Raw genomic sequence first — 11,615 nt, 5'->3', positions numbered from 1 at the left:
CCGACCGCGCCAGCGGCACCGGCCTCGCCGACCCGCACGGCCATCCGCTCGGTCAGCTGGGTGGGACGGTCCCGCCGCCCCCGTCCCGCGACCCGCCGGGCGGCCGGAGCCGCCACCAGTTCCGTCGCGGCCGGGTCTACGCCGGCCCGATCGGATCCGGCCCGGTCAGGTGTGGCCCCGGATCGGTTCACCTTTCGGTAGACGGTCGAGTCGGCCGTGCGTTCGTGGACGTCGACGCGGCGCAGCGCCGCCTGGTCGACGGTGTCGTACATCGCGTCCGTGGCGACATTGGCCGCACCCCGGTCCGGATTCGGGCCACGGCGACCCCGGCGACCACCCTCGCGCGGGATCAGGTCGGTGCCGGTTCCCCGATCGATGCTGGCCTGGCGCCGTTCGGCAAGCCCGCGGCTGTCCTCGCCAGGCCCAGCGGGCCCAGGCGCACCACGGTCGGACGTCCCCGGCCGAGACGGCTCACGACCAACGGCATCACGACCAGCCGCATCACGACCAGCCGCATCACGGCCGGGCACCGCACGGCCGGGCGTCCCGCCGGCCGGGTCGCCACGGCCAGGGCCGTCCGCTCGCCGGGGGTCGGGGCGTGGCACGTCCCGAGCGACCGGCGGCATCGCGGCGACCGCCCTGGTCGCGCCAGGATCGGGCCGGCCCGGTGTCGGCACCCGTCCGGTTCCCGGCACCACCGCCGCGTCGCGTCCGGCACCCGCCCGTCCGGCATCCACACGTCCGGCATCCACACGTCCGGCGCTGTCGGGGACGACGTCGGCGGCGTCCAGTGCCGCACGGCCCGGCACCCAACCCCCGCGGGAGGTCGGCGGCAGGGACCGCTCCCGTGCCGACGACCCGGACGGCTGCGACCGCGATCCCGGCGACAGCGGTGGCCGGGACGGTCGTGGATCGGGCGGCAGCGGCGACGGCACCGGCACCGGCGGCGATGGCGCGGGCCGTACCGCAGCGGGTGCCACGATGGCGCCGCGGGCATCCCCGCCATCGGTGGCTCGGACGGTGGGGGGCAGCGACGCGGAGCGCTCCACCGGCGGGCGTACCGCTCTGGTCGGCCCCACGCGCTGGTCACCACGCACCGACAGTGCGCCGTCGTGGCGCTCCACGGGATACGGCTGACCCGGCGGCACCGCACGGTCCGGCGGCACCGCACGGCCCGGCGGCACCGCACGGTCCGGCGAGACAGGACGGTCCGGCGAGACAGGACGGTCCGGCGGGAGCGATCGGTCGAGCGGGGTCGGCCGACGGGGCGGGAACGACCCGTCAGGCGGATACGGCTGATCCGCCTCGGGCCGGTAGGCACTCGGATCGTGGGGAGAGCTCACCGACCGCTCCATCCATTGCTTCGGGCCTGCTCGGCTCCCGGACCCCCCCGAGGGCATGTGCCAAGCGGACCACGGCAGTGGACCACACGCGGCTCGCGCGAACCCTGGACACGCCGTGACGCCCACATGGCAGACCAGGATCTCATGTCAGATTCCGCCCTCTCTCGCCGGGCGGGCGGGCGGCATGACCCGTTCGGGCACCCGCAGCCCCCCATCGGGAGTCCAGACGCCTGCCTCGGTCGCCGGGTTGCCAACGGGCCGGACGGGTGAACCGGCTGGCCGGAGGATCGTGGGTGGGCGGAATCAGGTGTCGGCGGCGCGGCGGCGCGGTGCCCGCCGGGCCTTCGGTTCGCCGGTGCCGATCGTGTAGGCCAGGGTCAGATGGTTCCACCCACATGGGCGGCACACCTCGACCACATACACCTGCAGCTCACTGTGCCGAGCGGCGAGCGCGGGCAGTTCCCGGGTGGCCCGCACCCGACCGGAACTGCCGCCGAGCTCGTCACCGTAGGTGTAGGTGACGTGGATCAGGTTTTCGCCGCCGCGGCAGACCGGGCACCGCTTCTTCGTCGGCTCGCCGTGGTACCTGGCCGCACGGAGCAGGTAGGGATGCGCATCGCACACATCGAGCGAGGACAGTCTGCCCGCTCGAAGGTCCGCGAGCGTCGCCCGGCGAGCGAGCGCGTAGTCGATGACCGACCGCGAACGCATGGTTCAACGGTACGCCGCGGACGTCTCGCCGGCAGACGCTCCGGGCAGATCGGCATTGATCGAACCAGCCCTGCGATCGGTTCGAGGGATGGCCGCCGGGCCCGCGGCCCGGACGCGGCGCGAGGACGCTGTGACCTGAATTACGCCCCTGACGGTCATCTCCACGTCGCCGGTTGGTCATTTCTGGTTGCGGTAGTCGTCCGTAGACGTCTATCCTCGATGTATCGCATCGATATGTCGGAGCGACACCTTGGCCGACATCACGGCCAGACAACATCACGGCCAGACGACACCCCCGCCAGACCGTGGCGTGGTCCGAAGGCAACGCGATCAGGCGCGATCAGGGAGGTGGGTCATGCTGGAGCTGGCGGTGTTGGCCCTCCTGTCCGAGAGCTCGATGCACGGCTACGAGCTGCGCAAGCGACTCGCCGCGCTGCTGGGCGCCTTCCACCGGTTCAGCTACGGCTCGCTCTATCCCTGCCTGCGCCGCCTCGCCGAGGCCGGGTACGTGACCGCCGACGACGTCGGGGCGGCCACCCGCCTCGGCGGGCGCAGCCGGGTCGTCTACACCCTCACCGGCGAGGGCAAGGAGAAGCTTGCCGAGCTGCTGGGTGAGGGTGGTCCGTCCTCCTGGGAGGACGAGATGTTCGGCGTGCGGTTCGCCTTCTTCGCGAAGACGGACGCCGCCGTCCGCCTGCGCATCCTGGAAGGCCGCCGCGGGCGTCTCGAGGAACGCCGGGAGAAGGTCCGCTCGGCGCTGAGTCGCACCGTGGAGCGGTTCGACAGCTACACCCTCGAACTGCAGCGTCACGGCCTCGAGTCGGTGGAACGCGAGGTCCGCTGGCTCAACGAGCTGATCGAGACGGAGCGCGCCGCCGCGCCGGCCGCAGCCACGGCGAGCCCACAGTTGTCCACAGGATCCACAGGGTTGTCCACAGGGCCATCCACAGTCGCCGCTCCACTGGCGGCGGCCGGCCCCTCCGGCGGACAGCAACCGACCTCCCCCGTATCGGGCGGTGGCGCGCAGCAGACCGGCGCACAGCAAACCGGTACCGGCCCGGACGACGAGGTCCCGGCCGGGCAGTGAGCAGCACCCCGCGGGGGGCGTCCTGATCGGTTCGGTCCACCGAGCCGGGCGACCCCGCGGTGGACTGCCATGCCCAGATGATCACTATATCCATGGAAACCGCAGCTAAGGAGCAGACCGTCATGGGTTCGGTACGTGTCGCCATCGTTGGCGTGGGCAACTGCGCAGCCTCGCTGGTCCAGGGGGTCGAGTACTACCGCGACGCCGACCCGTCGACGCCGGTCCCCGGCCTGATGCACGTTCAGCTGGGCGACTATCACGTTCGTGACCTGTCGTTCGTCGCCGCCTTCGACGTGGACGCGAAGAAGGTCGGCCGCGACCTGTCCGAGGCCATCGTCGCCAGCGAGAACAACACCATCAAGATTGCCGATGTGCCGCCGCTCGGCATCACCGTCTCCCGCGGTCACACCCTGGACGGTCTGGGTCGCTACTACCGGGAGACGATCGAGGAGTCCGACGAGACCCCGGTCGACGTCGTCGCCACCCTGCGCGAGACCCAGGCCGACGTGCTCGTCTGCTATCTTCCGGTCGGCTCCGAGAACGCCGCCAAGTTCTACGCCCAGTGCGCCATCGAGGCGGGTGTCGGCTTCGTCAACTGCCTACCGGTCTTCATCGCCGGCGTGCCCGAGTGGGCGGAGAAGTTCCGGGCGGCCGGCGTGCCGATCGTCGGCGACGACATCAAGTCGCAGGTCGGCGCCACCATCACCCACCGGGTGCTGGCGAAGCTGTTCGAGGACCGCGGGGTCATCCTCGACCGGACCATGCAGCTCAACGTCGGCGGCAACATGGACTTCAAGAACATGCTCGAGCGCGAGCGGCTGGAGTCCAAGAAGATCTCCAAGACCCAGGCCGTCACCTCCCAGGTCTCCCACGACCTCGGCAAGGACAACGTGCACATCGGGCCGTCCGACTACGTCGCGTGGCTCGACGACCGCAAGTGGGCCTACGTCCGCCTCGAGGGGCGGGCGTTCGGCGACGTGCCGCTGAACCTGGAGTACAAGCTCGAGGTCTGGGACTCCCCCAACAGCGCCGGTGTGGTCATCGACGCGGTGCGCTGCGCCAAGATCGCCCTGGACCGTGGCGTCGGCGGCCCGATCCTGTCCGCGTCCTCGTACTTCATGAAGTCCCCGCCGGAGCAGTACCGCGACAGCGAGGCCCACGACAAGGTCGAGGCCTTCATCCGCGGCGAGGCCTGAGCCGGGGGCCCGATCGGGCCCGACACGGGGGCGGCAGGGTGCCGGCCCGGGTGGATCTGACCAGATCCTGGCCCGGGTGCGGGACCGTGCCGCCCACGTCGGTTGTGGGGGGCCCTAGGCTGACGGGCGTGGGATGGTCGGCGAACCTCCGGGCGCTGCTCGGTGACCGTGGGTTCCGGATGCTGTACGCAGCCCGGCTCACCTCCCAGGCGGCCGATGGAGTCTTCCAGGCCAGCCTGGTCAGCTATGTGTTGTTCTCCCCCGAACGGGCTACGTCCGCGGGGGCGCTGGCCGCGTCGCTCGCCGTCGTCGTGCTGCCGTTCAGCGTGGTCGGCCCGTTCGCCGGCATCGTGCTGGACCGGATCTCGCGCCAACGGGTGCTGGTGGTCTGCTCACTGGTCCGGATGGTGCTGATGGCCGTCCTCGTGGTGCTCATCGCCTTCGGCCGCACCGGCGTCGACTTCTATGTGGTGGCCCTGGCCTCGGTGAGCGTCAACCGGTTCGTCCTGTCCGCGCTGTCGGCGGGGCTGCCCGTCGTCGTCGGCGTCGACCGGCTGGTCGGAGCGAACGCCCTGTCGGTCACCTCGGGCACCATCGCCACGCTGGTCGGCGCGGGCATCGGCAGTGGTCTGCGCGGCCTGGCCGGTGGCGACGATCCAGCGGTGGCGCTGGTTGCGGGCCTGGCCGGACTCACCTACCTGCTGGCCGCCACGACGGCGGGCCGTTCGGCGCGTACCGCGTTCGGTCCGCTCGTCACCGTCGGCTGGCAGGGCGTGTGGCGCCAGGCCGGCGAGGTCGCCGCGGACCTGGCCGACGGCGCCCGTTACCTGGCCGGCCACGGCCCGGCCCGCCGGGCGCTGGCCGCCCTGACCGCCTCCCGGGCCGCCTACGGGCTGGTGCTGGTCATGACGGTGCTGCTCTACCGCAACTACTTCACCGGGGGCACCGGCGGCCTACCCGGGCTCGCCGCGGTCGTCGCCGCCAGCGGCGTCGGCACGATCACCGCCGCCGTGGTCACCCCGCGGGCCACCGCCCGGATGCCGAAGTCGAGCTGGCTTGCGCTGTCCCTGGTGTTCGGTGGAATCGTCGAAATCGGACTCGGCCTGTCGTTCTCCTCGGTGCTGCTCATCATCGCCGGCGCGCTGATCGGGTTCTCCGCCCAGGCCAGCAAGATCTGCGTGGACACCATCGTCCAGGAGCAGGTCGACGACGCCTACCGCGGCCGCGCGTTCTCGCTCTACGATCTGCTGTTCAACGTCGCGTTCGTGGCCGCGGCGGCGGTCGCCGCCGTCCTGCTGCCGGACGACGGGCACTCGCCCGCCGTGGTCGTCATCGCCGGCGTGGGTTATGCCCTGGCCGGCCTGATCTACCACCGGGTGTCCCAGCGCCACCCCGAGGACCAGGTCGTCCACGCGGTCGGCGCCCCGCCCCCGCCCACCCAGGCGGGCCCCGCGTCCACCCAGGCCGGCCCGGCACCCACCCGGCAGGCCCCCCGGACGACCGTCCCGCCGAGCTGACGGCGGGACGGGGCACCGCCTACACGCCGGGCACCGGCACCTCGTGTTCGCGGGCCCAGCGCAACAGCTCCGCCTCGGCGGCCTCCCGCCCGACCAGCCCACGTTCGAACCGGAACTCCAGCATGTGCGCCCGGGCCTGCCCGACCAGCCGGGACGGGGACAGCCCGAGCAGGGTCATGATGTCGTCCCCGGACAGCTCCGGGCGGATCGCGGCGATCTCCTCGCGCGCGGAGAGCTCGGCGATCCGCTCCTCGAGCGAGTCGTAGGTGCGGGCCAGCGCCGTCGCCTTACGCCGGTTACGGGTGGTGCAGTCCGAGCGCACCAGCTTGTGCAGCTGGCTCAGCAGGGGACCGGCGTCGTGCACGTAGCGGCGCACCGCCGCGTCGGTCCACTCGCCACTGCCGTAGCCGTGGAAGCGCAGGTGCAGGTAGACCAGCTGGCAGATCGCGTCGGTGACGTCCTTGGGGAAGTGCAGCGCGGCGAGGCGGCGGCGCGCCATGTCCCGCCCGACCACCTCGTGGTGGTGGAACGACACCCGTCCACCGGGGATGTGCCGGCGGGTGCGCGGCTTGCCGATGTCGTGCAGCAGCGCCGACCAGCGCAGCACCTCGTCCGGCTCGCCGGGCTCCTCACACATGATCGCCTGGCGCAGCACCGTCATGGTGTGCGCGTACACGTCCTTGTGCTGATGGTGCTCGTCGATCTCCATCCGCATCGCCGCCACCTCGGGCAGGACGATCTCGGCGATCCCGACCTCGACGAGCCGCTCGAGCCCGGCCACCGGGTCGGCGGCGACGATGAGCTTGCGCAGCTCGTCCCGGATCCGTTCGGGGGAGACGATCGCCAGGCGCGGGGCCCGCGACCGCATCGCCGTGACGAGTTCCGGCACCGGGGTCAGGCCCAGGGCCGCCTCGAACCGGGCGGCCCGCAGAATCCGCAGCGGGTCGTCGTCGAAGGACGCCTCGGGGCTCGCCGGGGTGCGCAGCACGCCCCGGGCGAGGTCGGCCATCCCGCCGAACAGGTCGACGAAGTCGTGTTCCGGGACGGACACCGCCATCGCGTTGACGGTGAAGTCCCGCCGGGACAGGTCCGCCTCCAGGCTTTCGCCGTAGCTGACCGACGGGTTGCGGGAGCTGCGGTCGTAGGCCTCGCTGCGGTACGTGGTGATCTCGAAGCGCAGGCCGCGCCGGGCCAGCCCCACCGTGCCGAACGCGATACCGGCGTTCCAGGTCGCCTCGGCCCAGCCGCGGGTGATCTCGAGGACCCGTTCGGGCCGGGCGTCGGTCGCGAAGTCGAGATCCGCCGGTGCCTTGGCCGGGGCGCCGGCGGCACCGGTGCGGCCCAGCAGGGCGTCACGCACCGAACCACCGACCAGATGCAGCCGGTGGCCATGATCGGCGAAGACCCGCCCGAGCTCGTCGGCGGCCGCCGGCACCCTCAGCAGCTCACTCACCACCCGTTCGGCCGAGTCCCGCGGGTTGTCCAGACTGATCACTGACACACCCACAGGTTACGGGGTCGGGCGCGGTGAGCCGGGTACGAGAAAGGCGGACGTTGCGGGCACTCGGCCCGGCCGGGTGGCGGCGGGCTCGTACGATCAAACGCATGCCGCCGCCGAGTTCCGCCACCGGGCGTGCCCGGCTGCGCCGGGTGGAGGAGACCTCGGCGGGCGGCCTGATCCTCGACCAGCAGTCCTCGGACGCCTATGCCGCACTGATCGGCCGGCGGGACCGGTCCGGGCGGATGCTGTGGTCGCTACCCAAGGGCCACATCGAGGCGGGTGAAACCGCCGAGCAGGCCGCGATCCGCGAGGTCCGGGAGGAAACCGGCCTGACCGGTCGGATCCTCGGCCCCCTGGGCACAATCGACTTCTGGTTCGTCGCCGGGGGAGCGCGCATCCACAAGACCGTGCACCACTTCCTGCTGCTGCGCCTGGTCGGCTCGCTGTCGGACACCGACGTCGAGGTCGACGCGGTCACCTGGGTACCCCTGATCGAGGTCGCCGAGCGGCTGGCCTACGCCGACGAGCGCCGGCTGCTCGACGAGGTGCCGGTCGTGCTGGCCGAAACGGCATGATCGGCGGCAGGACGGCCACCGCACCGGGTGCCGGGGCGACACGGGCCGGTCACCGGCTGCTGCTCGCCCTCGCGGTGCTCGTCGTCGTGCTGGTGGAGCTGCTGCCCGGGCCGTCGGCCACCGCCGACCCGACCCGACCCACTGGCGGCGCCGATTCATCCACAGGAATATCGGGGCTGTCCACACCTTCATCCACAGGACAGGCGGGCACATCCTCGTCCACTGTGCCCATAGCGGCGTCCTCGGCGTCCTCGGATCCGTCGAGCCCGCTTTCGGTCACCATCACCGAGGTCACCCAGCCCGCCGTCGGCGGCACCACCGTCTCGGTGTCGGGCACCCTGGCCACCTCGTCCACCGAGCCGATCAGCGACCTGTGGATGAGCGTCTCCCTTGGCACCGCCGTACGCTCCCGCGGACAGCTCGCGTCGCTGGCCGAGGACGCCCGCGAGGCGGCCCGCCACGGCGGCGGCAGCTACGAACAACTGGCCCTGCCCAACGGGCAGAGGGCCCAGCCGCTGGCCGACCCGCCCGTGCGGGGCGCGAGCCCCGTCCCCTTCCAGATCACCGGTGATCTCGGTGGCGCCCCGGCCATGAGCATCGGGGTGTACCCGCTGCGGATCAAGGTCTCCGGCACCGTCGGCACCACGCCGGTGACCGCGGCCGCCTACTCCTTCGTCGTGCGCTCGCGGGCCACCGCGGTGCGCACCCCGGTGGCCGTCGTGCTGCCGATCGCCGACCGACCGCGGCTGCGCTCGGACGGCCTGCTCACCGACAACCAGCTCGCCACCGACGTGGGCCCGGGCGGCCGGCTGACCCGGCTGCTGGCCGCGGCCAGCCCGCCGGTCACCCTCGCCGTCGACCCGACCCTGGTCCAGGAGCTGTTCCGCATGAGCGACCCGGGCGGGTACAGGTTTGCCAGTCCCGGCGCCGCCGCCGGGGTCCCGGCGCGGGCCAGCAACGACGCGTTCACCTTCCTGAAGGGGCTGGCCTACTACGCGGCCCACGGCGGCTCGGTGATTGCCCTGCCCTACGGCGACGTGGACCTGACCGCCCTCGTCCACGCCCAGAAGCTGGACATCGTGCACTACGCCCTCAACACTGGCCAGACTGTGGTGGCCGAACGTCTCTCCCGGGAGCCCCAGCAGGCCGGCACTGTCATCTACCCGGTGGACGGTCTGGCCGACGCCCCGACCGTGGACGTGCTGCGCCAGCTCAACGCCGGCACCGTCCTGCTCGACGACCGGGAGTTCCCCACCGTCGCCAGGCGGAACTTCACCCCCGCGGCCGCCGTCACCCTCACCACCTCGGCCGGCCCTGTCCGGGCGCTGCGCACCGACCACACGCTCACCGAGCTCGCCGACGCCTACACCGCCAGCACGGCGGACCCGACCGCCGGCGCGCAGCTCGCCCGGTTCACCGCCGAACTCGCCATGATCACCGCGGAGAACCCGACCCCGCGCCCCCAGGTCCTCGCCCTGCCCCGGGACTGGAACGCCCCCGGTACCTGGGCCGAGCAGATCCTCGGCGCGGTCAACGGCACCGCCACCACGACGACCACGCTGGACGACCCGGCCTTCGTCCCCACCGCCCAGGCTGTCCTCCCGGTGTCCCAGCTCGCCTACTCCGCGGACGCCCGCGGCGCCGAGCTGCCCGCCAACTACCTGGACTCGGTCAGCAGCGTGCGGGCCGAGGCGCAGGCTCTGGGCCCCGTGCTGTGCGCCCCGCCCAGGGCCACATCCACCTGCGTCCAGAAAAAGGTCGACCCGATGAGCAACGCGCTCGTCACAGCGACCTCCGTGTGGTGGCGTGGGGCGGGCAGAGTTGACGGTGTGTCCCTGAGCCAGCAGGTGGACGGTCACGTCAGCGCCATCCGTAATGGCATCCGGGTCGTCGCCTCACGCAGCGTCAATCTGACCAGTCGGCACGGCCTGGTCCCCCTCACCCTCGAGAACACGACGGGGTATGAGGTGACCGTCGTGCTGATGTTCTCCTCGACCAACCGGGCGCGGCTGCGCTCGCCCGTCCGGCAGGTCCGCGTGCTTCCGTCCGGGCAGAAGGCGCAGATCGAGTTCGCGGTGGACGCCGAGGGCGCGGGCACGTTCCTGCTGGAGATCGATCGGCGCAACCTCGACGGCCAGCGGCTGTCCGCGGACCCGCCGACCCGGGTCCTGGTGCGTTCCACCGTGTACGGCGCGATCGCCACCGGCATCACGATCGTCGCCCTCAGCCTGCTGGGGTTGGCCGTGCTGCTGCGCCTGGCCCGCCGGCTGCGCCCCCGTCGGCGCGGCAGTCAGGACGATCGGCACGATTCGGCTCCCACGGACGAGTGGACACTTGGATACCCGCCGCCCGAGGGGTACGACCCGAGCCATGGGTACAGCACCACGCAGGTGGACGGCCCCCGCCCCGGCCACGGCCCCCTCGGCGGCCAGCCCGTCGGTCCGGCCGAGAGCCCGAGCGGCGGTCCGGCCCAGCCGACCGGAGGCGGGGCACCGCGGCGCGAGCTTCGGCCGGCCCACCACGGCGGTCCGAACCAGGTGACCGGCGCCGAGCAGTCGTACGATCTGTCCGCCGCTCCCCCGCCGCGTCATCACCGGCGGAGCGAGCCGTGACCGCCCCCGAGGACGACTCCCACCCGCAGGCCCGACCGAACCCGCCGTCCGGCCCCAGGCATCGTCGGGGCGGTACGGCACCGGGCCGATCGGGCCGTGGCCCCGACACCTACCGCGAACCCGATCGGCACGACCCGGGCCAGCACGACCGTGGCCGTCCGCTTCCCGAGGCGTACGACCGTGAGCCCTACGGCCGTGAGCCGTACGACCGTGAGCCGTACGACCGTGAGCCGTACGACCGTGAGCCCTACGACCGTGAGCCGTACAGCCGTGAGCCCTACGACCGTGAGCCGTACAGCCGTGAGCCCTACAGCCGCGAGCCACACGACCGTGAGCCCTACGGCCGCGAGCCGTACGACCATCAGCCGTATGACCAGAGCCGGGCCGAGCGGTACGACCAGCCGCCGGACCGCGGTGCACCGCCCGGCCGGTATGTCGAGCCGCGGTCCGAGGCGGGCAACCTGACCCGCCGGTTGCCGACCCCACCCCGGACCCCGCCGCCGAGTGTGTCGCCGCCATCGGAGATCGGCGGCGTCCCGCCCGGTGCGCGGCTGCCTGGCGCCGAACCGCCTGGTCCGCGGCCACCCGGTCTCGAACCACCCGGTCTCGAATCACCCGGTTCGAACCTGCCCGGCACCGAGCGACCCGAGCGTGGCGGACGCACCCGCCGTCCCCCCGCGGAGCGGCGCCGCCCGTCGCTGGGGGAGTCGCGCCCCACGGTGGCTCTGCCGCGCAGCAACGTCCGCCGCATCCCCCCGGATTCGGCGGGTACCGGCGGCCGGGGCCGCCCCGACCCGTTCCCACCCGTCGACCGGGGCGACCGGGGCGGCCAGCAGGAGTCGCGTGACGGCCACCCGCCCCGGGAAAAGCCGGCCCGCAACACCCGTCCCCGACCCGATGATCTTCCCGGACGCGGCGCCGACGAGATCAGTGGTGGCTCCCGCGTCCGCATGCCCACGCCCCGCGACCGGGACCGGGACCGGGACCGTCCCGCCACCCGCCAGGACCGGCCCGACCCACGCGAGCACCCCGATCCCCGCGCGCGGCCCCGGCGACGCCCCCCGGGGGATGCC

General features: G+C 72.9%; 7 protein-coding genes and 2 pseudogenes. 6 read left to right on the top strand and 3 right to left on the bottom strand.

Annotation, left to right across the window (positions count from 1 at the left end):
• A pseudogene (locus ND747_RS27805) lies at nucleotides 1-1,079 on the bottom strand (hypothetical protein); the annotation flags it as partial.
• 567 nt (nucleotides 1,080-1,646) lie between these two features.
• Nucleotides 1,647-2,054, bottom strand: coding sequence for a DUF5318 family protein (locus ND747_RS27800; RefSeq protein WP_251737222.1), 408 nt, complete (start codon nucleotides 2,052-2,054; stop codon nucleotides 1,647-1,649).
• Nucleotides 2,055-2,409: 355 nt separating this feature from the next.
• Between ND747_RS27800 and ND747_RS27795 the strand changes: the two genes are divergently transcribed.
• From ND747_RS27795 to ND747_RS27785, 3 genes are all read left to right on the top strand, one after another.
• The gene (locus tag ND747_RS27795) at nucleotides 2,410-3,141 is read left to right on the top strand and encodes a PadR family transcriptional regulator (RefSeq protein WP_251737221.1); all 732 of its coding nucleotides are present in this window, start codon (nucleotides 2,410-2,412) and stop codon (nucleotides 3,139-3,141) included.
• A 122-nt stretch (nucleotides 3,142-3,263) separates the two neighbouring features.
• The gene (locus tag ND747_RS27790; protein WP_251737220.1) at nucleotides 3,264-4,337 is read left to right on the top strand and encodes an inositol-3-phosphate synthase; all 1,074 of its coding nucleotides are present in this window, start codon (nucleotides 3,264-3,266) and stop codon (nucleotides 4,335-4,337) included.
• 128 nt (nucleotides 4,338-4,465) lie between these two features.
• On the top strand, nucleotides 4,466-5,854 hold the full coding sequence (locus tag ND747_RS27785) for an MFS transporter (RefSeq protein ID WP_251737219.1): 1,389 nt from the start codon (nucleotides 4,466-4,468) through the stop codon (nucleotides 5,852-5,854).
• A 19-nt stretch (nucleotides 5,855-5,873) separates the two neighbouring features.
• On the opposite strand, the gene ND747_RS27780 is transcribed toward ND747_RS27785, so the two are convergent.
• Nucleotides 5,874-7,355, bottom strand: a complete 1,482-nt coding sequence (locus ND747_RS27780; RefSeq protein WP_374216342.1) for a CCA tRNA nucleotidyltransferase — start codon at nucleotides 7,353-7,355, stop codon at nucleotides 5,874-5,876.
• A 104-nt stretch (nucleotides 7,356-7,459) separates the two neighbouring features.
• Here ND747_RS27780 and ND747_RS27775 point away from each other — a divergent pair, with 104 nt between their 5' ends.
• From ND747_RS27775 to ND747_RS29580, 3 genes and pseudogenes are all read left to right on the top strand, one after another.
• A complete protein-coding gene (locus tag ND747_RS27775) occupies nucleotides 7,460-7,930 on the top strand; it encodes an NUDIX hydrolase (RefSeq protein ID WP_251737218.1) in 471 nt (156 codons plus the stop codon).
• Nucleotides 7,927-10,542 carry a DUF6049 family protein gene (locus ND747_RS27770; protein ID WP_251737217.1) on the top strand — a complete coding sequence of 872 codons (2,616 nt, stop codon included), beginning with the start codon at nucleotides 7,927-7,929 and terminating at the stop codon, nucleotides 10,540-10,542. Before ND747_RS27775 ends, ND747_RS27770 begins: the two co-directional genes overlap by 4 nt.
• Nucleotides 10,539-11,615, top strand: a pseudogene (locus ND747_RS29580) (hypothetical protein); the annotation flags it as partial. The gene ND747_RS27770 and the pseudogene ND747_RS29580, both read left to right, overlap by 4 nt.

The organism is Frankia sp. R82, from assembly GCF_023716925.1.
Taxonomy (GTDB): domain Bacteria; phylum Actinomycetota; class Actinomycetes; order Frankiales; family Frankiaceae; genus Frankia.
This window is presented reverse-complemented; position numbering and strand designations above follow the sequence as displayed.